General features: G+C 27.1%; 18 protein-coding genes and 1 riboswitch. Of the genes, 5 read left to right on the forward strand and 13 right to left on the reverse strand.

Annotated features, from left to right (window positions below; all coding sequences use genetic code 11):
• Positions 1-28 precede the first annotated feature (28 nt).
• Positions 29-598 carry a serine/threonine protein kinase gene (locus tag ACQPUY_RS09830; protein WP_430841027.1) on the forward strand — a complete coding sequence of 190 codons (570 nt, stop codon included), beginning with the start codon at positions 29-31 and terminating at the stop codon, positions 596-598.
• 147 nt (positions 599-745) lie between these two features.
• Positions 746-847: riboswitch (TPP riboswitch) on the forward strand.
• Positions 848-908: 61 nt separating this feature from the next.
• Entirely contained in the window at positions 909-1,553 is a 645-nt protein-coding gene (thiT, locus tag ACQPUY_RS09835; RefSeq protein WP_430841029.1) for an energy-coupled thiamine transporter ThiT, read from the forward strand.
• Positions 1,554-1,661: 108 nt separating this feature from the next.
• Here the strand turns inward: thiT and pulA are convergent, their stop codons facing one another.
• The 6 genes from pulA to ACQPUY_RS09865 all read right to left on the reverse strand — a co-directional run bounded on the left by pulA (position 1,662) and on the right by ACQPUY_RS09865 (position 16,754).
• A complete protein-coding gene (gene pulA / locus ACQPUY_RS09840; protein WP_430841031.1) occupies positions 1,662-4,520 on the reverse strand; it encodes a type I pullulanase in 2,859 nt (952 codons plus the stop codon).
• A 247-nt stretch (positions 4,521-4,767) separates the two neighbouring features.
• Entirely contained in the window at positions 4,768-5,736 is a 969-nt protein-coding gene (locus tag ACQPUY_RS09845) for a flippase-like domain-containing protein (RefSeq protein WP_430841032.1), read from the reverse strand.
• A 199-nt stretch (positions 5,737-5,935) separates the two neighbouring features.
• Entirely contained in the window at positions 5,936-8,611 is a 2,676-nt protein-coding gene (locus tag ACQPUY_RS09850; protein ID WP_430841033.1) for an immunoglobulin-like domain-containing protein, read from the reverse strand.
• A 59-nt stretch (positions 8,612-8,670) separates the two neighbouring features.
• Positions 8,671-14,655 carry a M60 family metallopeptidase gene (locus ACQPUY_RS09855; protein WP_430841034.1) on the reverse strand — a complete coding sequence of 1,995 codons (5,985 nt, stop codon included), beginning with the start codon at positions 14,653-14,655 and terminating at the stop codon, positions 8,671-8,673.
• Positions 14,656-15,980: 1,325 nt separating this feature from the next.
• Positions 15,981-16,397: a hypothetical protein gene (locus ACQPUY_RS09860; protein ID WP_430841035.1), complete on the reverse strand. Its 417-nt coding sequence runs from the start codon at positions 16,395-16,397 to the stop codon at positions 15,981-15,983.
• Positions 16,398-16,415: 18 nt separating this feature from the next.
• Entirely contained in the window at positions 16,416-16,754 is a 339-nt protein-coding gene (locus tag ACQPUY_RS09865) for an arsenate reductase family protein (RefSeq protein WP_430841036.1), read from the reverse strand.
• Positions 16,755-16,898: 144 nt separating this feature from the next.
• Between ACQPUY_RS09865 and ACQPUY_RS09870 the strand changes: the two genes are divergently transcribed.
• Positions 16,899-17,912: a hypothetical protein gene (locus ACQPUY_RS09870; protein WP_430841037.1), complete on the forward strand. Its 1,014-nt coding sequence runs from the start codon at positions 16,899-16,901 to the stop codon at positions 17,910-17,912.
• Positions 17,913-17,959: 47 nt separating this feature from the next.
• Here ACQPUY_RS09870 and ACQPUY_RS09875 read toward each other — a convergent pair whose 3' ends face one another.
• The gene (locus tag ACQPUY_RS09875) at positions 17,960-19,165 is read right to left on the reverse strand and encodes a DUF6398 domain-containing protein (RefSeq protein WP_430841038.1); all 1,206 of its coding nucleotides are present in this window, start codon (positions 19,163-19,165) and stop codon (positions 17,960-17,962) included.
• A gap of 226 nt (positions 19,166-19,391) precedes the next feature.
• Here ACQPUY_RS09875 and ACQPUY_RS09880 point away from each other — a divergent pair, with 226 nt between their 5' ends.
• The gene (locus tag ACQPUY_RS09880) at positions 19,392-19,994 is read left to right on the forward strand and encodes a GerMN domain-containing protein (RefSeq protein WP_430841039.1); all 603 of its coding nucleotides are present in this window, start codon (positions 19,392-19,394) and stop codon (positions 19,992-19,994) included.
• Positions 19,995-20,089: 95 nt separating this feature from the next.
• Here ACQPUY_RS09880 and ACQPUY_RS09885 read toward each other — a convergent pair whose 3' ends face one another.
• The 3 genes from ACQPUY_RS09885 to purB form a co-directional block, all read right to left on the reverse strand.
• Positions 20,090-21,334: a hypothetical protein gene (locus tag ACQPUY_RS09885; protein WP_430841041.1), complete on the reverse strand. Its 1,245-nt coding sequence runs from the start codon at positions 21,332-21,334 to the stop codon at positions 20,090-20,092.
• A gap of 98 nt (positions 21,335-21,432) precedes the next feature.
• Positions 21,433-21,600 (reverse strand): hypothetical protein, encoded by a 168-nt coding sequence (locus tag ACQPUY_RS09890; protein ID WP_430841043.1) that lies wholly within the window; start codon positions 21,598-21,600, stop codon positions 21,433-21,435.
• A gap of 154 nt (positions 21,601-21,754) precedes the next feature.
• Positions 21,755-23,185, reverse strand: coding sequence for an adenylosuccinate lyase (purB, locus tag ACQPUY_RS09895; protein WP_430841044.1), 1,431 nt, complete (start codon positions 23,183-23,185; stop codon positions 21,755-21,757).
• Positions 23,186-23,343: 158 nt separating this feature from the next.
• Between purB and ACQPUY_RS09900 the strand changes: the two genes are divergently transcribed.
• Entirely contained in the window at positions 23,344-23,562 is a 219-nt protein-coding gene (locus ACQPUY_RS09900) for a DUF378 domain-containing protein (protein ID WP_430841045.1), read from the forward strand.
• 170 nt (positions 23,563-23,732) lie between these two features.
• On the opposite strand, the gene ACQPUY_RS09905 is transcribed toward ACQPUY_RS09900, so the two are convergent.
• The 3 genes from ACQPUY_RS09905 to rny all read right to left on the reverse strand — a co-directional run bounded on the left by ACQPUY_RS09905 (position 23,733) and on the right by rny (position 26,163).
• Positions 23,733-23,993 (reverse strand): HPr family phosphocarrier protein, encoded by a 261-nt coding sequence (locus tag ACQPUY_RS09905; RefSeq protein ID WP_136004919.1) that lies wholly within the window; start codon positions 23,991-23,993, stop codon positions 23,733-23,735.
• Positions 23,994-24,182: 189 nt separating this feature from the next.
• Complete coding sequence (locus ACQPUY_RS09910) at positions 24,183-24,443, reverse strand: stage V sporulation protein S (protein WP_016206312.1); 261 nt, start codon at positions 24,441-24,443, stop codon at positions 24,183-24,185.
• A gap of 178 nt (positions 24,444-24,621) precedes the next feature.
• A complete protein-coding gene (rny, locus tag ACQPUY_RS09915) occupies positions 24,622-26,163 on the reverse strand; it encodes a ribonuclease Y (RefSeq protein WP_430841047.1) in 1,542 nt (513 codons plus the stop codon).
• Between the last annotated feature and the right edge of the window lie 33 nt (positions 26,164-26,196).

Here is a 26,196-nt window from a genome sequence, read left to right on the forward strand (position 1 = left end):
AATAAAAGTAATAATTAGGTGTGGTACTATGAGATACCTCTTAGAAGCAAAAGATTTTAAGTTATTAGGTTCAGGTGCAGAGGGTTCAGTTTATCTAACTCCTGAAGGATATGCATTTAAAGTCTTTAAAAATATAAAGAATGCTAAGAATGAGGATGAAATACTTAAACAAACTGCAGATAGCCCTTTTTTTCCAAAATCTATAGTTAGAGTTAGTAACATATTGATAAGAGAATATGTTGGTGGAGTGAATCTTATGCAATATATTTCTAAGCATGGCTTACCATATAATTTATCTAAGGAAATAATAGATTTATTGGAAGATTTAAAAAGATTTAAATTTAAAAGGCTTAATATTAGAAATGCACATATTTTTGTGAATTCTAAAGGAAAAATTAAAGTTATTGATCCAAGAAAACCTTATACTAAAGTTACTCCTTATCCAAAGGATATCGTAAAAATACTAGTAAAATATCGTGTTTTCGATAAATTTTTAAAAGACGTATTAGAATATAAACCTGAACTATTACCTTATTGGACTGATGCCTATAATTATCTTGCAAATCCTAGAAAAAAGCGTATATACAGATATGGCTAAAAGTAGATGTGATATCATACTGCTTGTTCTATTTTAAGTTCTAATAAATGCAATATGATATTACATTTTAAAATGTATTTTTATCCACAAATAATTATTATTGACTTTTATATCCAATTTTTTGTATAATCTATATATAATATAATAATTAAGTGCTAGGGGTGCCTTTTGGCTGAGAAATGATTTATCATTAACCCTCTTTACCTGATCTGGATAATACCAGCGTAGGCAAGACACGAAGAACATATTAGTGATAATTTTTTTATTAGTTGCTAATGTACCTCCTAGCATTATTGATGGAGGTTTTTTTATGACTAATTTTATTAATACATTAAAAGAAGGATTTACTGAAATTTTTAATAATCCTTTATCTCTAGCAACACTCATAGGTCTTGTTATTTTAATTTTAGCTCTTATCAAATTTAAGAAGATTAAATTAGATACAATGATAATGGCCAGAATTGGAATAGCCTTAGCTTTAGCAACAATACTCCACTTAATTAAATTAGTAGACTTACCTAATGGTGCTGGCAGTATAAACCTGGGTAGTATGGTACCTATTTTAATAATTGCATTCATGTATGGACCAGAGATAGGAATGCTTACTGGTTTCTTATTTGGAATAATATATTTAATTATAAGTCCCTATATATTGCATCCAATACAAGTATTATTCGACTATCCTCTTCCATTTATGGCTGTTGGACTAGCTGGTTTCTTCAAGAATAAAAAATTAATAGGTGCAACCTTTGGTATGTTTATTAGATTTATATTTCACTTTATATCTGGTGTATTATTCTTCGGACAATTTGCTCCAGAAGGTTGGTCTCCAGTACTTTATTCCTTCGCTGTTAATGGATCTATAGTTGGAGGAAACTTATTAGTAGTTTTAGTAATTCTTGCATTATTACCTGTAGCAAGGATAGTTGAAAAAAGTAATTCATATGCACACTAAATAAAAATATAAAGTAAGGCAGGAATTTAATTTTCTGCCTTACTTTTATAAATTAAATTTAACTTTTCTTTCAATTTTCACTGTTACTTTATAATTACAAGTAATCTATTATGAATACATAATTAAAATTGAAAAAGACTTTAAAGGAGGAATTTCATTATATTTAGCGCTTTTTATTCCATTTATATTTATTAAATCATTTATTGCTAGAATACACCATTGCCCACTTTTAGCAGGTTCTATATATTGATTTATATTATAATTATCTATAGAAGTAGCATTAAAAACTACAATTATTTCGTTTATATCTTCATTAATATTATTATTTTTATAATGCCACTTTATTACGCCCACTTTTTCATCGCCATTTAAAAAGCTAATATTAATATTGCTTACAGCCTCTTTTTTATCAAATCTAAATGCATTAAAGGATTTTCTAATTTCTATTAATCCTTTTATATATTTAAATACATCATAATATTTTGCCTTATCTCTCCAGAAAATTGCATTAATATTATCAGAACTTTTATAACTATTATGATCTCCATTTTTGGTTCTTAAAATCTCTGCACCACCTTGTATAAATGGTATACCTTGAGATAATAAAATTATTGAAAGTGCTAATATATTCCTTCTAACTAAAGGATTCTCGAATATATATTTTTCTTCTATTTTTCTATATTCCTCTGGTTTTATATTAGGATTTAAGCTTTTTTCAATTTGATCCCAAATAGTATAATTATCATGAGCATCAACGTAATTTATACTTTCTCCTGGATTTAATGTTAATGTATTTATAGAACCTTTTAGTCCCTCTATCATACTCCAAGCTGTTGGTCCATCATGCTGATTCCCGTTTACGAATCCAAATGAAGGAGTATTATTTCCTCTTATAAAATCTCTAAAAGTGTCATTAAATACTGAAAAACCTTGTCCTTTTTGACTTCCCTTATAAGTTCCATTTATTAAAGCAGATTCTCCGCCCCTCCACGGCTCACCATAAACCAAAATATTTTCATTGAATTTCTCTGTAGTTTTTACAATTTCTTTCATAGTATCTATATCTATTAATTCCATAAGGTCAAATCTAAAGCCATCAATATTATAATCCTTAATCCAGTGCCTTATAGAATCTAAAATAAATTTTCTAACCATAGGCCTTTCTGTAGCAATTTCATTACCACAACCAGAACCATTTGTAAGTCTCCCTCTAAAATTACTTCTAAAATAGTATCCTGGTACTATATTATCTAAATTTCTAGTTTCATACATATGATTATAAACAACATCCATTATTACTCTTATATTATTTTTATGAAGAGTACTTACTAGCTTTCTTAGCTCTATAATTCTTGCAACAGGACAATAAGGATCACTAGAGTAACTTCCTTCTGGAGCATTATAATTTTTAGGATCATATCCCCAATTTCTATTTCCTTTTTTATTTGATTTTCTTTCATCTACAGAGCCAAAATCAAAAATAGGGAGAATATGAATATGTGTTATTCCAAGCTCTTTTAAATGATCTATCCCAGTTTTTACACAAATCTCGCTTTCTTTCTCTTTATATAAGGCTCCTTCTTTAGATAACCCCAAATACTTTCCTCTTACCTCTTTATCAATTCCGCTATCTTCACTTATTGTAAAATCTCTTAGGTGTAATTCATAAATTATGCTATCTTCTTTTTTTAGTAGATCTGGTCTCTTATCTAAAAGCCAACCATAAGGCATAACTTTAATACTATTTATATCTACTAAATATCCCTTTTCACCGTTAATACCTACTGAAACAGCATAAGGATCAACTACATAATTTATTTTTATATATTCTATTCCGTCACTATCTATATCTCTTAAATAAATCTTATACATATAAAACTTACTTTCATTTGTTTTTCTATTAATTTTTAAGTTAAAAGTTCCACTTTCATTATCGCCTATCATTCTATAAGATAGTTTTTCTTTTATATCATACCAATTATCAAATATACATAGATCAACTTGAAATGCTGTAGGTGCCCATATTCTTAAATTAATATACTCTTTGCTAAAAGTCACTCCCATGTCATTTCCATCATAATAATACCTATCTAAAAATCTTCGCATTGTAACTTTACAGGATAAAAATGTATCACTTGCACGCACTTCAATTAAGTCACATGGAGAAACTTCTAAGTTTAAGTCGATAAACTCTACTTTTTTTAATACCTTATCAATTTTATATTCAATATTTTCTTTTTTTACTCCGTTTATATAAATATAAAATTCAGTTATATCTAAAGGCTCTCTTGATAAAAAAGCAACTATATAATTTTTATCATCCATTATCGCTATCTCTATTCTAGGCTTAATAAAATCTATTACCTCGTCTAAATCAGTAATTAATTTATTTTTTCCATAAACTATATAGCAATTTCTTATTTTCTTTGGAATCTCAAAAGTTACTGTTTGTTCAGACCAATCATTTCCCCAGTTTTCCCCCCAAGCTTTTCTTCTTGCTATTATGTTTTCTTCTTTAACAAAAGCACATTTACCAAAATCACTTTTTTCATTTAGTTCTACTTCATAGGAAATTCCATCACTAGAGAAGGCCCACAAATCCCATTTATATCCATTTCCAAAATAATCTCCATCATTTTTTATAAAATGAACTAAGGTTTCTTTCCTTTCTTTTAAGATAATATGAAATTTTCTAGAAGCCATATCTCCTGTATCTTTATCTTTACAAGTAACTTTTAAATATTTAGTGTCTTTTAAATAAAGACTAATACTAACTATATTATTTTTTAAAACTATTTCATTTCCTATATAATCTATTTCCCACATAACATTTTGAATTTCTTGTATTCCGTATATAGACTCTCTTAAGGCAATTAATTGTATCTCTTCTCCTAAGTAAAATTCATTGCAAGATGCTTTAATTTCTAATAAACCTCTATGATTTATATTTTCCATATAGCTACTCATGCCTTCAACTCCAATACTACTCTATTATATTTTATGTTCATTTATAATTATTGCCCCTAGATGTTTTATGTTAATCTTGCAATAATTTATTATTTTAATATAATACTATTTATAGGATTTAGGAATGAAGATAAAGCTTATGGATAAAAAAATTAAGGTGGATAATTATAATTGTTTCTATGTTACACCTTACAATTATAATTAATCCACCTATTTTCAATATTTTTGATGACTTTACTTAATTTCTTTATTTGATTTTATATTTTATTTTTCTTGCTCCTAATTTCATAATTTCAAAACAATTTTTATTTAATTTCTTTTTTGTTTGATATAAAAATAAAAATATACCAACTATTAATGGAATTATATAATAGCTTATACGATATAAAACTAAAGCTAGTAATGCCTCCTCTTTATTTATACCTAATGATCCAACTCCTAATATAAAAGAAACATCAAATCCACCAATTCCTCCTGGCATCATACTAATAATACCTATGGCCGATGATGTTACGTATATTGGAAATATCTTGTACAATGACAAATTAACACCTAATATCCTTAGAATAAAAAACAATAATAAAGCCATAGCAATCCATTCAAAAATTGAAAGTATCATTATCATAATGGTCTTTATAGCATTATCTCTTTTTTTCTTATTTCTATATCTATTTAAATTATATATAATAAGAATTGGTGCATATAAAGCCGATAATAGTATTCCTAATCCTACTAGGCCAATATTATTTAAGTTCTTTACATCTAATATATAATAAATGCAACAAATAACAGAAAACCCTGTAAAATTTAATAAAACTACTTTTGAAATTTCTTTAACTAAAACTGTTTTATCTTTAATATAAGGAGAGTAAAAATAGCTTTTAAGTGCTATTGCTGCTGTACCTCCGAAACCTACTATACTTGAAATAGAACTTGCTATCAAAGAAGACTTATAAAGTTCTTTATTATCTAATGAAATATTACAGGTATCCTTTATTATAAAATCATATAAAGACAATGGTAAATAAGATAATAATCCTAAAATAGCAATAATACTTAACCTAACAAAAGAAAGCCTGTCTTCATATGTGTAAAATGTATGTATATCAAAATCTGAAAATATCTTCTTAAACTGAAAAAGTATCACTATAAAGATAATAATCATTAGAATAATCTTAACCCATACTTTTGTTCTATTCTCTACATTCATCAACATATAAATTCTCCCTAAGATTTACGTGCACTAAAATAATTTCTAATACTTTTAAGTATATATCAATAACAATATAAATACAAAATATTTTTAATTTATATTACACAAACATTTTAGTTTTGTAATATTACTGCTTAATATAGTTTAATATTAATATAAAGAAGCTATATCAACTATTTAAGATATAGCTTCTTTTATAATATTATTTCTTCTTTTTATATAGTATTCCACCTATAGCTACTGCTACTAAAGCTAAGTATCCTAAAATACTTTCTTGTCCAGTTATAGGTAATTTACTACTATTATTTTCTTGTAATTCATTTTCAGAATTATTTTCCCCTGGAATAAATACATCTTCGGAGTTATTTTCTCCTGGAGTATTTGTATCTTCATTTCCATTTTGGTTATTATCTTGTCCTGGAGTGTTTGTATCTCCATTTCCATTTTGGTTATTATCTTGTCCTGGATTTTCTTCTGCTTTTAAAATTTTATCTAAGCTAATTATCATAGATTCATTATTATCTAAATTCTTAGCTATCTTTAAGGTTATATATCCTTCTTTGTTAGTTGATTCCTTAAATAATCTAATAAATCTAGACATTATAGAGTTATTCTCAAGTTTTATTTTATAAACCACAAAATCTCCATCATCATATTTTTCAAGTAATACTGGATTTAACTCTTTAATATCTGCTAAGAATTTATTAAAGTCCTCTACTGTTACATTTTGGACTTCCATTTCTACTGGTGAATCAGATTGACCACTTCCAGATACAGGAATAACTACATTTGTATTTATAACATCTTTTATGAAGTCTGTAACATTATCTTCATAATTAAGTATATCTATAGTTACACTATCAGATTTATTACTTCCATCCTTAGTTTTAGCTGTTATAGTTACTTGTCCTTCATTTTTAGCAATTATCTTAATATCATTTCCTATAGCTTCTATTGATGCTATATTTTCATCACTTGTTGACCACTCTATATCTTTTAATTCAGCTTTTTCGTCTACAGTTGCTGTTAAAGTCTTACTACTTCCTATATATAAACTATCAATTTTATTATTTATAGTTATACTTTCTGCTAATACAACATGCTTTTTAACTGTTACAGTTATTGTCTTTGTAGCCTTTCCTCCAAGACTATCTACTATACTATATGTAACTTTATACGTTCCTTCTTTAGTTACATCAACCGTATTTTCTGTAACCTTTATATCAGTTATATTTATATCTTCTTTATCACTTGCGCTAACGCCACTTAATGGATCAAATTCTTCTCCTAATTTTATAATCTTATCTTCTGCATTTATTTTTGGAGGATCATTTACTATTACAGTTATTGTCTTTGTAGTACTTGCTCCTTTACTATCTGTTGCGCTATATGTAACTTCATATTTTCCTGCTACATTATTATTAACTTCATTTCTTACAACATCTATATTACTTATAGGACCATCTTCAGCATCTGTTGCAGTTACTCCATTTAATGGATTAAAATCTTCTCCTAATTGTATTACTACATCATTTGCATTTATTACTGGAACGCTGTTAATTTGTTCTATTTTTGGATTTACAACAACTATGCTTTGAGCTCTTGTTGTTTTATTTCCACTATCTGTCGCACTATATATAACTTTATATACACCAGCTATTTTTGTATTTACATTGCTTTCAACAACTAATTCTATATCATCATCTTCATCCGATACTTCAACGCCAGCTTTGGGATCGAATTCATCACCAACTGTCAAAGTATAATCTTTAACTCCAGTTATTATTGGAGCTTTGTTTGCTTTTACTGTTAATTTAATAGTTTTTTCTGTTGTTCTACCAATACTATCTGTTGCAATATAAGTTATATTATATATAGTATCTACTGCTGGATCCAAGTTAAGCTCTTTATCTGACTTAACTTTGACATCTAAAGAAGTTCCAACAGCATCTACGGCCTTTATTCCATCCATTAAATTAAATACTTCACCTGCATTTATAGTAATATCTTCAAGTTCTTTATCATTTCTTGTTATTGTTGGACCTTTTTCCACTTCATTGACTTTAACTTGTAAATTTAAAGTTTCAGACTCTGCTCCAAAACTATCTTTAGCTGTTACATATAAGTCATATATACCAGCAGTAGTTGAAGTAAAATCTGTTATAACTTTATCATCTGCATCTTTAACTTCAAAAGTTATGTCATCTCCATCAATATCAGTAGCTTCTATATAATTATTTAATTCTTCCTTCGTTAATGAAACTTTTCCACCAACATTAATTTGTATATAATCATTATTCTTTTTCGTTATTGTTGGTGCTGTATTTATTGATAAGTCATTATTAGCTACTTCTACACCCATTACATACTCTTTGTTAGTATTACTTACATATTTATATTCTGTACCATCTTTATCAGTAATACTATATGTTCTATTAGTATTATTAGGATCTTTTTCTATATCTAATTCAAAAACTTCTACCTTATTTCCGTTTTTAGGTAGAGCTTCTTCTGATGTTATTAAAACATCTATTGTATTTGTATCTTTATTATAAGAATAATCCGTTAATATTTTATCTGATTTATCCTTATTTATTAAATCTTTTATAGGATTACCATTTTCCTCTTTTAAAACTACTCCATCAAGTTTTATACTAAATTGAAGTGCCTTTGGTATATCTTCTATATTATCTAAAGAAACTTTTACTGTATCTTCATTAATACTTTTTACATCTAATATAATTTTATCTGTACTACCTTCAGCTGCAACTGTTTTTATAATTTCAGGCGTAGCATATACTATTGCTGCTGCCGACGTTGCTGCTATTGTAGATGCTAGAGCAACTTTTAAAGATGGTTTTAACTTATTCTTTTTCATATTTACTTCTCCTTTCCTTAATTATAGGTGCTATCTCAAAAGAGATAGACACCTTTAACTTAACTTCTATTATTAAATGTATTTTTAATTAAATCACTATTTATTTCTACAACATTAGTAGAGCCACTTGATAAAGTTCTAGCCTTAGAAGAACTTAATTCTATTTCAGGTAAATCACTTAAGTTTTCAGGTAAATCATATAAGAATGTATCACTTACTAATCTTTGACCTACTGGTGCTCCTGTAGAATCTAATTTATTATATCTATAAAGTTCAGCCTTTATCTTAGTACCTTCTATATTACCTTCTTTTTGTTGGTCTGGAGTTATCCAATATAACCAAGTTCCTTTTGCAACTTCTCCAAGCTCTGAGTCTTCTGGTAATTCAGCTAGTAAAATAGCATTTGCTTCTTTTGCAAAGTTATCATCATTTTCATTTAATACTAATGGTACATTAAATGCAGGATCTCCTTTATACTCACCAGTAACTATTATTGAACCTGCTGGTATAACTTGCCCATCTGCATAAGTATAATCTGATTTTAATCTACCTACTCCATTTTTATAGATTTTATCTCCATTATCTATACCTATTTCTATGTTATCTCCTGTTGGTCCTAATATATCAAGCTCCGCTATAGAAATAGCCGTAGCTCCTTTAGCTACCAATTTAACATATTGTGCATCATATGACCATAATTGAGTATTTAAACTACTTCCTGATTCATTAAAGTAAATTGTATTTTCTTTACTTGTATCAAAAGTTCCTGAATGAGCCTTAGTCCAAGACTTTCCATCCTTACTTATATAAACTTCATATTTATTTATTGGTGAATATGTAGTTTCTGAACTTCTATTAAAGAAATTCTTTAATGAGAACTTCTTAGTCTCAGCTTGTCCTGGGTTGTATTTTAAGCCTATAACTGATTTAGAATCTCCTAAATCTATAGTTACATATGGATCTCCTGATACCACATTACCATTGTTATCAGTTGCCTTTGAAGCTGTATATATAGTTGAAGCATCATTATCATTTATCTTTTTAATACTTCCATCTTGAACTTGTCCATGTCCTGAATTCTCATCTGAAATATCTTCTGAGCTTCTTGTGTTTGTATCAAAGATCCAGTTGCTCTTAGCTATGCTTCCGTCATGATTTACTTTTACAGTTCCAATTGTAGTTTCTTCTGTTACATTTAAGTTATAGTCGTAAGCTTTAACCTTATATTCAAATGTTCTATTATTAACAGTATCTATTTCATCTACATAATTTGTTAATCCATTTTCACCATCTTTGTCTCTTTCAACAAATCCAACTACAACTTCTTTACTTCCTGAAGATGTTGATTCTTTTCTTATTATTTCATAGCCTAAAATTTTATCTGAATCCTTACTTACACTTAATGTTAAAGGAACTTCTTTTTGATTTAAATAGCTTCTATCAGTTATTTGTTTACCTGTTGAATCTAAACCAAAACTTGCATTTACTTTAGTATCAGTCACCATAGTTATAGCACTTGTATTACTTCCAGCAGCTAATCTAAGCCTTCTTGCTTCATCATTTAGATAGTAAATAGCCTTGTCTTCCTTTGGATATGACTTAGAATTTAAATATTCATTTGTCTTAGGACTAGCAACTAATCCCCATTTTTCAAAGAATTCTCTTAAATCTTTTCCTGCAGCATCTGAAGCTCTCATTATAAATGTTTGAGCTGTTGAATCATATCCTGCTTCTGAAGAAGCTGTTCCATTTATTCTAGTAGATCTATATAATTTAGCATAGAATGTATCATTTTCTAAATTATTATCTGTATTAATATCTAACATCTTATAAGTATAATCATTATCGTAAGCTAAATGTAATTGCCAGAACATTCCCAATCTAGCAAGACCATCACTTGCTAATCCTACACTATTAGAAGTTACCTTATCATAAACTTTCTTATATCCTGAGCCTTCTAATCTAGATTCATTTATATCATTAAATGTTTGAGTTATAAGTGCTAAAATATTATTAGTTGTTTCAGCATATGTTAAACCTGGCCTATCATGGACGTGTCCAATTTCGTGAGATATCCCCCATCCAAATAACTGTCCATTTGATGAATTTATTATATTACCATTTGAATCAAGCTCAAATGGAACCCCTGACATAGTTCCAGCAATAGAACCATATCCTATCCCAACATGATGAGATGATGCATACATAAATGCACCTGTAAACATTCTTTGATATTTAATATTAATACGATTTTTAGGTGCTCTATTTTCATTGTAATATTGATTTTCACTCTTTCCGCCAAGAACATCTAACTTCGTATCTGTTATTTTTCCATCTCCATCAAAATCTATTGCCTTTTCAAGTAAACCTTGTTGTGCATAAGAGATCTTCATTAATTGTTCCCATGCAAGTAATGTATTATAAAGTCTATCTACTTGAGCATCTTCATCTCCTGATAATCCACTTTGTATTCCATTAAGTACTTGATCAGCTGCAAGAGAAAGGGTAATTCTCTCTCCTTCTATATCTGTTGCATTTAGTATTGAAGTTTGTGGATCATATGTGTAAATGTTATTTACATTATCTTCTATAGTCGCACTAGATGGATATCTATTAGGTAAAGAATTTACATAAGTTCTTAATTCTCTAATATAAGTTTTTATTTTTTCTTTAACTTCAGCCTCTTTAGATTCATCATCTATAATATTATTAACATTTAAGTGTGGTATTTCTGTTCCTCCACTTATTCTTACTTTAAATGTGTTACTATCTGCGAAACCACTCTTAAGACCTATATATAGATTTCCACCTTTTTCATAGTTCATATCAAAACCAGTTTCAGGAATTTCTATTTCATTCTTTCCAATACTCAACTCATTTATTACCTTATAAGCTGTTCCACTTTCAGCATTAAATTGAGTTAATACTAAATCAAACTTTGTATCTTTTCTATTTTGGCTACCTATATATATAGTAACCTTATCTCCTGGTTTTACTGCTACTCCAAGAGCTTGATAATTATTAGTTTGTCCTATTGTATTTTGAGGAGCTAAATTATGTATTGTTGAATCTAAAGTTATTATATTATCATTTAATAATAAATCATTTAATAAATCTTGAGCTCTTTGTAGATTTTTCAATATCTCTTCCTGATTTGGATGATATTCAAGATTTATTGGATCAATAGTTTTTGCTCTCTTTGTAAGCTCATCTATCATTTCTTGATTTACATCATCCTTTAAAGATAGTTTTAAATCATCTGCAAATAAATTATCCACATCATTTTCTAAACTATCATACTCATAAAACTTCATTTCAGAAATACTTACTTTCCCTGATCCTGATCCCGGATATACTGATATATTAGCTTGTATTTTTTTAGCTGTTATAGGTTCAGATAATTTTAATGTTACCACCTTATCCTTATTGCTTAAACTTATTTTAGCATTTTTATATTCCCATTCTCCAGTTTCTTCATTTAAGAATCCTATATTAGCCTCATATGGCCAAGATGATATATCTAATCTTGTTATTAACCTTATAGTATCAATTTTATATTCTTTATCAAATGTCACTATTGGACCATTCTTACCATAAATAGATGTATCCCAATTTTTCCAAGTCCATGCTGTAGAATAATCATTATCTACAACTGATAACTCATTATCTATGAAATAATCATTATCTATTTTACCCAGATACTCTACTTTTTCTATATGTTTTGTTATATCATTTGGGCTATTTATAAGATTATAATTAGTTGTTATTGGCGGAACTAATGTAGTAGTAGAACCTATATAAACCTGTGATAATCCACCTGTTCCGTGATGATTAGTTGCTGTCATCATAATTTCATAACTAGTTGTATCATCTAATCCTGTTATTGTGTATGATGTTGCTCTTATAAAATCTAATTTATCAGTAACACCTGGTGCTAAATTCGAAACTCCTGTTGGAATATTATCTTCTAAGTTAGAATCAACATATTTTTCGCCATTATCATTTGCCTTTAACCACTCTTTAGTTCCAGCTTTTCTATAATATAATTCATAATCCTTTGCTTTTGCATGTGCTTTCCATGAAACTGTAAGTTGTTTATATCCACCTTTTACTTTAATTCCCTCTGGTCCTTCTGGTGCTGTTTCTGGTATCACTTGAACTTCTATTATTGAATCTTTACCAAAGCTACTTCCATTTTCTCCATCTGCACTTCCACTTAATTTTCCTGAACCAGAATCCCAAGCCATTGGATTATAATCTGAATCAACATTATCAGGCTTTCCATCTTTATCATTTGAATTATTAGTTAAGTTAGTATCTCCTGTTGCAGTTGCGCTATATCCTGTTTGCTCATCCTTATATCCACTCTTCCAATCACCTGACAATGATTGAATGCTAATTCTATAAATTCCATATGGAGATACCTTTTCTATTTTTAGAGAATTTTCACTAGTCTTGTATGTACTAACTGTATTATTACTTAAATTCTCAACCTTTATTTCATAACCTGTTACATTCGTTTCATGTTCCCAACCTATAGTCATAGCTTCATTTCCAACAGCAGTTGAACTAGTAAAATTACTTATAACAGGAATATTCATTTTTGGTTTTGGCATTTCTTTATAAACATTATTTAAAAACTCAACCTTAGCTATCTCTGCTAAATTCTTATTAGATCTACTTCCAGTAATTTTTATAGTAATCTTACTTACGGCTACTTGCTTACCTAAATCTATCTTTATTGTATCCATAGCTTGTCCATCTGCTGTTCTTGATGCCGATTTAGTTATGTTAGATTCATCAAATTTAACTTCTAAATCTTTTCCACCTTCACCAGCTCCAGGTATAACTATTTTTCCACTTGATGGTGAATTTTCACTTGGAGCTTGGATATTTATAGATTCAATAGTATTTGTACTTCTTGTTAAACCAGATAAATCCATTGGTATTTCTATTGGGTTATCTTCGCTTATTTCTGCTTTGGATTCTAATGTTACTACAGAATCTGTATCTTTTAAAATATCCTTAATATCACCATTACTTACTGATATATTTTCATTTAATGTTACATTAATATTTTCTGGATTTAATATCATATCAGTATCTTCTATTATAGCTTCTGCTTGAGATTTATTCATATTTTGATGAACATAAGTTAAATCAGTTATATCTACTTTTCCATCTCTATTTAGGTCATATTTAGAATCTGTAGAGCCATTCTTTATAGCAGACTTTAAGGCTTCATAGTCATCTTTATTTACAGATTTATTTCCATCTATGTCTCCTACTAAAAATGCTCCTAAATATTCTTCTTTCACATCATCTGAAGTATCTTCTGTTCCTTTATCATCTAATACTATTACATTATCTGATGTTCCAAGTAAAACTCTTTTAGATGTATTTTGAATCTCTATATTAGATACTGTTGTAGAAACATATCCACTTCCAGATATTTCAATAGTATAAACTCCAACAGGAAGTTTTTCAAATGTTAAATGATAAAAACTTAATTCAGTCGCATCATCTTTTAATGTTACTCTTTTTGAATCTAAAGCTTCTAATGAATAAGTTGCATCACCAATTGTTCCTTTAGTTGTGTCATTTCCTAAATTAACTGTTCCAATTTCTCCTGATGAACCTTTTAGTTTTACTGTTATATTAGTTTTATCTGAATTAGCAATCTTTATAGGTGTCGCAAAATTTAAATCTAATTCTAATTTTCCTGTTAAAGTATACTCTTCAGTTGATTGTACTTCTTCATTAGAAGTATTATTTACTTCTAATTTTTCATCATTTGATATATTTTCTTCTAAAGATAAGTCTTCATCAACAACTTGTGTTTCTACAATTTGGTTTCCTTCATTATTATTTTCTGAAGATACTGGTATTTCTTCACTATTTTCTTCAGTTACATTTTCAGAAACGATTTCATTTACAATCTCTACTTCTTTATTAGTAATTATAGTTTCTGCAAATGCTATGTTTTGTACTTGGCTCGTTATTAAAGCTGCTGCTACCATAGCTGATATTTTTCTTCTATTCATATTTTAACCTCCTTTATATTCTTTCATTCTGTTAAGTTACATTAACATTTCTTCTCTTATTTTTAGAAAATATACTAACTTTTCTAAAAATAAATTAACTCTAAAAAAGAGAGAGCACCCAATAAACAAAATGAATATCAGATAATCTAGTTATCAATCTCGTATAATATACAAGTTTATTATAGATAGCTAACAAATGAAGCTAAAAAATCTATTTTCATATCAACCTAACAGATTTATAATTTTTACTTTTAAAAATATACCATAATTTCGCAATATTTTTCAATATTTTTTATTCATATCCTTAATAATTTCGACATTTTTTTGTAATAAATTGTAGTGTTTTCTAATTATTTTTAATTATAACTATAAAGTATATTATATTAGCATTTCATAATAGTCATAAATGTAATGTTTCAGCACAAAAAAAGATGTCAACTTTTTCGACACCTTAAAAGAATTGATATTATTGTTATTTTGATAATTAATAATCTAATTACTATAATTTATTAATTTAATATTATTCCATTCATTTTTTATAATAATCCTATCCTTCATACCACATGATCAATCTTTTAACTTTGATTTTTTCACATAGCTATATGTTTTAAATTAATATAAACTAAAAGAGCTTTTAAAGTTTCACTAATTTTAATAGCATTAAATATGCCAAAACCTTAAGAAGCTCTTTTACGCCTTGGAAATCCCCTTTATTTCCTTAACTCTATAGAAATATTCATTTTTATGAAATATATTTCTCTTACATTAAAATGCTAAAATAAATTCATTGTAATCCGTTATTTGTCATTTATTTCTATCTTTTTGATACTGCAAATCAACTCATAATATACTTTTTCATACCCTTTATCTCTACCTTTTACATATTTATTATAGCATAAATATATAAAAATTCACTATTTATTCTTCCCTAGTCAGTAAATAATAGATATCCTGCTAAAATAGTTTTAAGTACATTACTATTTCTTTTAATTATAAAGTGATCTATATCCTTTACTAAGTTATTAGAAAAATTATCTCTAAAATCTGCATTCTTTACTAAAGATATTCCCTTTATTTATTGTTTTAAAACTACTTATACAATAAATATATCTTTTCCATATAATAAACTCCAAATTCTAAATTATAACCTTATTATATAATTAATTTTTATTTAACTTTATGAAAACACAAAAATTGATTTTATGTAACACTTATTATATAAGTTACATATATTTATACTAGCTATTAGCTTTAATGCTAATCCATATAAATTCATCTCCTTCATTAATTATAAAAAGAATCAAGGCTATTAGCTTTGATTCTTTTTATAATATAGATTCAAATTTTAAATTAACTTTTTTAAATGCAATTTCTTTAGATAACGATAATGTTTCAGGATTGATTCTTATCTTAAAAATATTAGGACATCTTTCCTGTCTCCATATTCTCATAAATTTAGGAGTAGCAGTAAAACTAGCATAATATTTTTCTTCAAATTCATCATAAAACTCTAAAAATTCTAATTGACTATGCCTATCTATAGATAAATAATCTTTATCTATATTATTAACTATTGGAACCAAATATCTTAAAGGAATTTCATAATTGAAGTTGCCTTTAATAACTTTTCCTTCTAATAAGGCTCTTCTTAAAAATATACATTTATTTAAGTCCTCGTCCTTTATATTAATCTTAAATATTGGATTATTATTTTTTCCTTTTTGTATTTTAATCCTAATCATTTGTCTCACCTTAAAATCTTATTCCCATTTATCCCAAATTTCTTTCTTATATCCCAAAGTAGCTGAACTTCCATTTCTCACAAGAGGTGATTTAAATAACTTAGGATTTTTAAGTAAAATCTCTTCTTTCATTTCAGTACTTCTTATTTTATCTAAATTTAAGCTTTTGAATTCCTTTGATTTTTCATTAATAAGGTCACTTATAGGAATATTCTTTTTAATAGAATTTAATTCACCTTTACTTAGGCCTTTTATATCTATATCTATAAATTGAAAACTTATTTTTCTTTCTTTAAAATATCTCTCTGCTTTTTTAGTATCAAAGCATTTTTTTCTGCCAAATATTTGTATATTCATATTTTTCTCCTTAATAATAAAAACTGCTTATTTATTATAACATAAAAATAAATTCATAAAGCTAATATATTTATTAAAATTAATCACTTTTTCTAGTAATAAAAGTATATTAATAATTAAGATTACTATTTAGGAATGATGTTTTTGAATTTTATACTAACTACTTTTAAAATTATTCTAATTGAATATCTTATTTTATTTTCTCATGAAATAGTACATTATATAACATCATTAATACTAGGATTTAAAGCTTCAAGTTTTTATTTATTTCCTTTAAATTTATATAAAAAAGATTCTAAAGTTAATATAAAAATAGTAACATTTAAAGATAACTTCGTAACTAGTAAAATACACTTTAATTCAATAAAAGTATCCTCTAAGCTTGAATATAATATTTTAATAAAAAAGCTTAGAATATTTTTCTGGGTTGGACCAATTTTTGATTTTATTGTTTTTATTATCTTATTTTCTATTGGAGTTAATAAAATCGAATATTCTTATTTAGCTTTAATTTCATTAATTCATTTTTCTTTATCTACCCTTAATTTTTTCAATAGTGATGGTAAATATGCTATTGGATCTAAAGAAGATAAACGAATTGCATTTGATGTTGCTAGAAGTGCTACCATATGTGGAAATGGAATTGTTTCAAATGAAAGTAAAAGAATACTTACAGATATGCATATAAAAATAGCTGAAAATATAAATTTAGATCTCTTTGATGTAAATGACTTATGGAATTTTTTAAATAACATATCCTTTTACACAAACTCACTTCTTAGTTATTTAAATAAAGATTTATTACTATTACATCCATCAACTTTCGAATTTTTATCTAGTCTAGAAAATGATTTTGATAATATTAAAAAATATGATTATAGACAAATTGAAAAGACATCTTTATCTTTATTATACTACTTTATATATAAAAAACTATTAGATAGGTCCTTTATTCCTAACAGTGATATTCTAGATAAAGTTTATAAAGGTCTAAATTCTAACTATTATAAAAGGATTCTTTCATTATATTTTAATAATGAAACAAGATATATAAAATATTTATCTGATGAAGATAATCTTCCATCTATTATTTCTTCATATGAAGGCTATAGTAAGCTACTAATAAATTTAGTTAATTTATATAATTATGAAATTTAAAAAGAAGTGTCTAATTTACATTAAGTTAGACACTTCCCCTTAGAGTATTAAAGCTTATCTCTTAATTCTTTTACCCAAATTCTAGATCCGTCTACTGAATTCCAAGCAAGCTCTGAGTTTTTAATATAATAAATTGCATCTTCCTCTGAACCTAAGCTCTTTAATTCTGGTTGAATTTTTGGAACTTTTTTTTGCTTGGTTATATAATCTACAACAAAAGGATTTGAAGCATTAGCAATTCTTAAAGCTCTTTCTGCTTCATTTAATTTACCTAATTTAAATAAGTAAAGTGCTTTTGAAAACTTAGTTGATGCTAAATAATCATCTTTATACATTGATAAAACTTCTTCAACCTCTTCATCCAATCCTTCAGAAATTAGCCAAGAAAGTAAAGTTCCTCTTATTAATAGTCTATCTTCAGGACATAATCTTATTAAATCCTTAAATTCATCTATAGCCGCTCTTCTTTCATTAATACTCCATAATAAATTTCCTAGTCTATATTTTGCACTATAATAGGGTTTTGTTATTTCTAAATCTAAATACTTTCCTATAAACTTATCTATGTTTTCTTCTCCGATAACTTCTTTAGATACTTCAACAGCTTTTTTAGCTAATCTCTTTTGTCCATCAACATTTAAGGAGTTATCGTAAGATAATATAATATAAGCTTCTGCACATTTTTCACTAATTTTTAATGCTTCCTTAGCCAACTTTACTTTTTGCTTAAAGTTCTTTTGACTCCAAGCATCATTAGCAACCTTATTAGCTTCAATTAAATTTTCATCTTCTTCAATTGTAAGTTCAACTGAAGCTTCAATTTTTTCTTCTATTTTAACTTCCGCTTCAATATCAATAGCAACTTCATCCTCTGCTACATTATTATCTTTATTATTTAAAGATAATAACCACTTATCATCTTCAATATTTATCATATTTCTTACTTCTTTAGATTTTGAAAGTCCTGTACTACTACTTACATTAAATAATTTATAAAAATCTGAAGCCTTAATATCAATAGTAGATTTATTTGTAAATAAACCATTTTTCAATCCTAATGCATGTACAATTCCGCATGCCCAAGAATTAACTTTACCTTTACTTAAGTTAGAGTTTTCTAATTTAAATATTTCTTTACATAAGTTTTCTGCAAGAAACAAGTATTCTTCACCTAAATTATTTTTACAAACCTCTTCAATAATACTTATAATTTCTAAATATCTTTCGTTATTTACTCCAGTTGTTTTTTGCATTACTTATTTTCTCCTTTTTCTTTATGGTATCTAAACTTTTATAAACTATGTTTAAGCCGATGTTTTATATTATATGATATTTATATATTTTTTTCAAATATAACTGTAAATAATAATCTAGATATTTAAAATAAATTAGTTAATTTGTAAGAGTATTTTTATTATGATATAATTTACTTAACATAATATTATTATCCTAAGGATATTAAGATTGGAGGAATCTTATATGAAAAAGAAACTAATTGCAATACTACTTTCGTTATCTATTCCATTCTCATTAATTTCTTGTAATACTAATAGTATTACTAATGAAGAAAATAGTAATTCTACTATAAGTGATAATAGTACGAGCTCTAAAGAAGAAGTAGAAAATAACGAGGTAAATAAAGATACTGATCAAAGTAAAGAAGAAAATGTAAAAGTTTATTATTATGATGGTGTATCTGATAAAGTTGTTTACATAAATACTACTATTGAAGTTGAATCAGATAAAATAGCTGATTCTCTAATTGATGAATTGAAAAAATCACCTAATAGTGATATTCCACCTGCTTTATCTAGTGAAGTAACATTAAATTCATGTACTGTTGATAATGAAAATTCTTTAGTAACACTTGATTTTTCATCTAACTTTGTAGAAGCACAAAACTTAGGCGCAGGCGCAGAATCAAGCACACTTACTGCTATATGTAATACATTTGGAAGCTATTTCAATGTAGAAAATGTTATAATAAATTTAGATGGAAAGCCTTATTCATCAGGACATATTATAATGTCCGAAGGAGAAGCCTTTAAAGTAGATTTGAATAGTGCTGTTGAATTAAAATAAATTGAGATATTATTAATCCCCAATTAGAAATTGGGGATGTCCATTTTTCTCTTAATCATCATAGCATTCTAAACTTCTTATAGACATTACATTTTTTAATATTCTATTCCTTGTCTATAAAATAAATCATCAGAAATAACAGATACTCCCCTTACTTTACTATTCTTTTTAAGTTTTTCTTCTTTTAGAGGATTTATAGGATATGAATTGCCATTATACTTTAATACTCTTAACTCTTCTTTCCCTCTATTCATTACCTTTACTATTAAATCTTTGTATCCATTACTAATATTCTCTGATACAATTATAGGATTTATAACATTCCTTATTCTTGATGTAATAATATAACTATTATTTTTCTCTTCTATCACTACTAAAGTTCCACCATTTTCTGTGCAAAATTTAGGCCCTTCTAAATAAACTAATATTTGATATTTATTAGAATTTTTTAATTTAATTCTGTTATATAAATATCTTAACTTATCATTATTAGGATTTAATAAAAACTCTTTTTCTAACACTTGTTCAATTCTTAAATTTGCCTTATACTCTGATTCTATAAAATCGATATTTGAAAAATCTATTGCCTCATCTTTAGTTCTATTTTCTCTAATACTTTTATTATAAACCTTACTACTTAAAATAGATACAATAGTATCTACTTCTTCAAACTTCATATCCTCAAACCTTAATACAGTTATTATCTCACCTAAAATATCATTAATGTTCTCTCCTATTATTCTTTGCTTTATCAATAAATCGAATATTTCTTCATTTTTGTTTTTAACTGAAGCTATATCATGTACTGATAAAATATCCCCAATTAATATTTTTTTCAGATCTCCATTTTCATTATATTTTTCATCAATATACTTTTTTTCTTTATATCTAATATCAATTCTATATTCTTCATTCTTTTTATTATTAATTAAATTAACTATATACCTATCACTATACACAACTTTAAATTTATCTTTATTATATTCATTACTATCAAAGATTTTAATAAACTTATTTCTATCTAAAGTATATATTAAAGCAGTAATACCTTCTTCATTTTTATTTTCTATACTAAATAGTATCTCATTTTGGTTATTAAAATTATATTTTTCAATAATAATTCTAGGATTATATCCTTCTATGCCTTTTAAATCAATGATAGAGTTTTCTCCGTTATTCCCATCAGAAATAATTATCTCCATGTCTTTATAACAAGCGTTCTTTCCTGAATCTTCTACATTACCGACTAAATATACTATTTCTTCATTTGTATTTCCTTTTATGTTAGCAACCTTAGTTATTATTACTTTCTTTAAAGTTTTTCTTATATTTATATTCATCTCTCCCCCTTATTTATCAATATAATATATATTATTATTTATTACTTTTTTTGTTATATAAAATAAAAAAGTTTTCTAAACTATTAGGTTTCTCTATATTAAAATTTACCCTCTCCATCACAAATAGGGCATGAAAAACTTCCCTCTCCTTCACAAGTTAAACACTTTTTATTAGGTCTATTTTCAATACCACAATCACACCTTATTCTACCTGTTCCATTACAACTTATACATTTACTAATGTAGTTATACTCATTTAACTCCATAACTTATCCTCCCTTATCTATTTATTAATTATCGACAAGGATATATTTTTTATTCAATTTAACAAAATAGTTCTATTTCCTATTGTAATTTACTGAAAAATAAATATTTAAATAATAAAAAACCATAATTTAAAAATTATGGTTTTTTATAAAACTATACATTTATTTCACTTTTTATTTCTAATGCATCCTTATTATCTTCAATAATAGGTTTTATATAGACATCTATAAATTCTACTACTTGACTAGGTGCTCTACCAACAAACTTATTTGGATCTATAATTTTTATTATTTCTTCTTTACTTAACATAAAGCTACTATCATTTATTATTCTATCTATAAGATCGTTATCTAAGCCTTCTCCTTTTACTCTTTGTGCTGCTGCCATAGAATGAACTCTAATCTTTTCATGTAGCTCTTGTCTATCTCCACCCCTTTTTACAGCTTCCATCATTATATTTTCTGTAGCCATAAAAGGTAACTCATTATTAACATGTGCACTTATTACTTTTTCATATACTACCATATTTTCAGCAATATTTATATATAAATTTAATACTCCATCTAAAGCTAAGAAAGCTTCTGCTACTGCAATTCTTTTATTAGCTGAATCATCTAATGTTCTTTCAAACCATTGAGTAGCTGCTGTTATTGCAGGATTTAATGAATTTACTATTACATATCTTGCTAATGCACTCATTCTTTCGCTTCTCATAGGATTTCTCTTATAAGCCATTGCTGATGACCCTATTTGATTTTTTTCAAATGGTTCTTCAACCTCCTTCATACTTTGAAGTAATCTTAAGTCATTACTGAATTTATATGCACTTTGTGCAATTTCTGATAATCTATTTAAAACAATGGAATCTAATTTTCTTGGATAAGTTTGACCTGTTACACCATAACTACTTTTAAAGCCCATTTTTTCCGCAACTAATTTATCTAAAGCTTTTACTTTTTCTTCATCATTATTAAATAAAGTCATAAAGCTTGCTTGAGTTCCTGTTGTTCCTTTAACCCCCCTTAACTTTAAAGTGGATAATAAGAAATCTATATTTTCTATATCTAGTAATAAATCTTGCATCCAAAGAGTTGCTCTCTTACCAACAGTAGTTAACTGTGCTGGTTGAAAATGAGTAAAGCCTAAAGTAGGCATATCCTTATATTTTATAGCAAAATTTGATAAGTGATTTAAAACTGTTACTATCTTTTTCTTAATCAATAATAAAGCATTTTGCATTATTATTATATCTGTATTATCACCTACATAACAACTTGTAGCACCTAAATGGATTATTCCTTTTGCATTAGGGCATTGTAATCCATAGGCATATACATGGCTCATAACATCATGTCTAACTTCTTTTTCTCTTTTAGTAGCTTCATCATAATTTATATTATATATATTAGCTTTAAGCTCATTTATTTGATCTTCACTTATATTTAAACCTAATTCTTTTTCTGCTTCTGCCAAAGCTACCCAAAGCTTTCTCCACGTTGAAAACTTCATATTATCTGAAAATATGTAGCTCATTTCCTTTGATGCATATCTTGAGTTTAATGGCGAATTATATAAATCTCTCATCCTTTGAAAACCTCCGAATAAATATTATTTTTTTTATATTTTCATTCGTATTATAGCATAAATTTTTATTTTTTTCAGCTTTTTTAAATTATTTTAAGTTATATTTTTATCTTTTCCTAATATAATATACTGTACTAATTTATAAAGGAGGAAAAATAATGTATAAAATAACTTTAGTTGATAAAATATCTTTTATATTAGTTTTAGCTGGAGCAATAAACTGGGGACTTATAGGATTATTTAGTATAAACCTTATTACTATATTAGTAGGCGGTTCTGTATTATTCCAAAGACTATTATATACACTCATTTCCATTGCTGCTATAGATTTAATAGTTCTTATTTTTAAATGCAATCCTTTTAAATTGACTACATAAAAAAACACTTCTATATAATTTTGCTTATCCAATCACACTCGTTCCAAGTCATCGCAAAATTAATAGAAGCACTTCAAATCTAAAGACAGGCAATTATAAAACGTTATTCACAAGGTAACATTTTTATAATTGCCCAAATAGCAAAAAAGTGCCTTATGGCACTTTTCTTATTAGTCTTCTAAGTTAGCTATTAAGTTAGCTATTTCTTCTACTGCTAAAGCTTCGTCATCTCCGCTTGCTAAAACAGTTATAGCTGCTCCTTTAGTTACTCCTAAAGAAAGAACTCCTATTAAACTCTTAACGTTTGCTTTCTTTCCGTTAAATTCTATGCTTACATCTGACTTGAAAGATGAAGCTTTTTTAACTAATAAAGTTGCTGGTCTAGCATGTAAACCAGTTCCGTTGTTTACTACAACTTCTTTAGATACCATTTATATACACCTCTTTACTTTGATTTTAAAATAGTTTCCTATTTAACTATTTCATTATATATGGAATTCAAAAAAAATTCAAGGCTTATACAGAGCTAATTTTAGTAATAATAGAAAAGGGCTACATAAAATGTAGTCCTTTTCTATTTCCCCTAAATAAATTTCCTCCCTAATATATTATTATTAACATTACCTTGGTTGAACGATTAACTTTATTGCAGTTCTTTCTTCACCATCTATTTCGATGTCAGTGAATGCTGGAACACAAACAATATCTTTTCCGCTAGGGGCAACGAAGCCTCTTGCTATAGCAATTGCTTTTACTGCTTGATTTATAGCGCCTGCTCCTACTGCTTGGATTTCTACTATATTCTTTTCTTTAATAATGGCAGCTAATGCACCTGCCACAGAATTTGGATTTGATTTTGTTGAAACCTTTAATACTTCCACTTTATTTTACCTCCTAGATAAAAATCGTTTACAAATTTATTCAAGAATTTACTCTTGCTATATATATATTCTATATAATTCTTTAAAATCCTTTTTTTATTTTTAATATTTAATATTTTTTAATATATTAAATATTAAAAATAAAGTACATCTTGCTTAAAGCAAAATGTACTTTATATTATTTAGCGTAATCTACCGCTCTTGTTTCTCTTATAACATTAATTTTAATCTGACCTGGATATTCTAATTGTTCTTCTATATTCTTAGCTAAATTTCTAGCTAAATCTACAGATCCAGCGTCATCTAACTGATCTGGTTTAACCATAATTCTAATCTCTCTACCAGCCTGAATCGCATATGACTTTTCTACACCTTCATAAGAATTTGCAATTTCTTCAAGTTTTTCTAATCTCTTAATATATGCTTCTAAAGTTTCTCTTCTAGCACCTGGTCTTGCTGCTGATATTGCATCAGCTGCTTGAACTAACACAGCTTCAAGTGTTAACATTTCAACATCTCCATGGTGAGCTGCTATTGCATTTGCCACCACTGGTGATTCTCCATATTTCTTTGCTAAATCTCCACCTATAACAGCATGGCGACCTTCATCCTCTTGTGTTGCTACCTTACCTATATCATGTAATAATCCTGCTCTCTTAGCTAGATTTACATCTAAGCCTAATTCTGCAGCCATAATACCAGCTAAATATGAAACTTCAATTGAATGCTTTAACACATTTTGTCCATAACTAGTTCTATACTTTAGTCTACCAAGTAATTTTATAATTTCTGGATGAACTCCATGAACTCCAGTTTCTAGAGTCGCTTGTTCTCCTTCTTCTTTAATGTCGTTTTCAACATCTTTAGTAGCTCTTTCTACCATTTCCTCGATTCTAGCTGGATGAATTCTACCATCCACAATTAACTTTTCTAATGTTATTTTAGCAATTTCTCTCCTTACAGGATCAAAACTTGATAATATAACAGCTTCCGGAGTATCATCTATAATTAAATCTACTCCTGTTAATGTTTCAAGAGTTCTGATATTTCTACCTTCTCTACCTATAATTCTACCCTTCATTTCATCATTTGGAAGGGCAACAACATGTACTGTTGATTCTGATACATGATCTGCTGCACATCTTTGAATTGCAGTAGTTATAATTTCTCTAGCTTTTTTATCTGCTTCTTCTTTAGCTTTAGATTCTATATCTTTGATCATTATAGCAGTTTCATGAGTTATTTCTCTTCTTACTTCTTCTAAAAGAATCTCTCTAGCTTCATCAGTAGATAAAGCCGCAACTCTTTCAAGTTCCTCTCTTCTTTTAGTGTGAAGTTCCTGTACATTTGCTTCCATTTCATCGATTTCTTGTAATCTTTTATTTAGAGCTTCCTCTTTCTTTTCTAAAAGATCTGCTTTTTTATCCAAAGATTCTTCTCTTTGAATTATTCTTCGTTCAAGTCTTTGAATTTCATTTCTTCTCTCTCTTGAATCTCTTTCTAAATCATTTCTAAGTCTATGAACTTCTTCTTTTGCTTCTAAAATTGACTCTTTTTTAGTAGCTTCTGCCTCTCTTTTAGCATTCTCTAAAAGGGTTTCAGCTTCTCTTTCTAAGCCCTCTATTTTCTTTTTAGAAGCACTTTGTATAGCTTTATAAAGTGCTAAGCCTGATACAGCTAATACTACAAAATAAATTATTATACCAAGAATCTTATCCATAACAACACCTCCTCCATTCATATAAATTATTAT

The sequence above is a fragment of the Clostridium nigeriense genome (assembly GCF_050585245.1).
Taxonomy (GTDB): domain Bacteria; phylum Bacillota; class Clostridia; order Clostridiales; family Clostridiaceae; genus Clostridium; species Clostridium nigeriense_A.

What these genes read in the sequence shown, in the direction of transcription:
- ACQPUY_RS09830 (WP_430841027.1), top strand. Translation starts at nt 29, where the DNA reads ATGAGATACCTCTTAGAAGCAAAAGATTTTAAGTTATTAGGTTCAGGT.
- thiT (WP_430841029.1), top strand. Translation starts at nt 909, where the DNA reads ATGACTAATTTTATTAATACATTAAAAGAAGGATTTACTGAAATTTTT.
- pulA (WP_430841031.1), bottom strand. Translation starts at nt 4,520, where the DNA reads ATGAGTAGCTATATGGAAAATATAAATCATAGAGGTTTATTAGAAATT.
- ACQPUY_RS09845 (WP_430841032.1), bottom strand. Translation starts at nt 5,736, where the DNA reads ATGTTGATGAATGTAGAGAATAGAACAAAAGTATGGGTTAAGATTATT.
- ACQPUY_RS09850 (WP_430841033.1), bottom strand. Translation starts at nt 8,611, where the DNA reads ATGAAAAAGAATAAGTTAAAACCATCTTTAAAAGTTGCTCTAGCATCT.
- ACQPUY_RS09855 (WP_430841034.1), bottom strand. Translation starts at nt 14,655, where the DNA reads ATGAATAGAAGAAAAATATCAGCTATGGTAGCAGCAGCTTTAATAACG.
- ACQPUY_RS09860 (WP_430841035.1), bottom strand. Translation starts at nt 16,397, where the DNA reads ATGATTAGGATTAAAATACAAAAAGGAAAAAATAATAATCCAATATTT.
- ACQPUY_RS09865 (WP_430841036.1), bottom strand. Translation starts at nt 16,754, where the DNA reads ATGAATATACAAATATTTGGCAGAAAAAAATGCTTTGATACTAAAAAA.
- ACQPUY_RS09875 (WP_430841038.1), bottom strand. Translation starts at nt 19,165, where the DNA reads ATGCAAAAAACAACTGGAGTAAATAACGAAAGATATTTAGAAATTATA.
- ACQPUY_RS09880 (WP_430841039.1), top strand. Translation starts at nt 19,392, where the DNA reads ATGAAAAAGAAACTAATTGCAATACTACTTTCGTTATCTATTCCATTC.
- ACQPUY_RS09885 (WP_430841041.1), bottom strand. Translation starts at nt 21,334, where the DNA reads ATGAATATAAATATAAGAAAAACTTTAAAGAAAGTAATAATAACTAAG.
- ACQPUY_RS09890 (WP_430841043.1), bottom strand. Translation starts at nt 21,600, where the DNA reads ATGGAGTTAAATGAGTATAACTACATTAGTAAATGTATAAGTTGTAAT.
- purB (WP_430841044.1), bottom strand. Translation starts at nt 23,185, where the DNA reads ATGAGAGATTTATATAATTCGCCATTAAACTCAAGATATGCATCAAAG.
- ACQPUY_RS09900 (WP_430841045.1), top strand. Translation starts at nt 23,344, where the DNA reads ATGTATAAAATAACTTTAGTTGATAAAATATCTTTTATATTAGTTTTA.
- ACQPUY_RS09905 (WP_136004919.1), bottom strand. Translation starts at nt 23,993, where the DNA reads ATGGTATCTAAAGAAGTTGTAGTAAACAACGGAACTGGTTTACATGCT.
- rny (WP_430841047.1), bottom strand. Translation starts at nt 26,163, where the DNA reads ATGGATAAGATTCTTGGTATAATAATTTATTTTGTAGTATTAGCTGTA.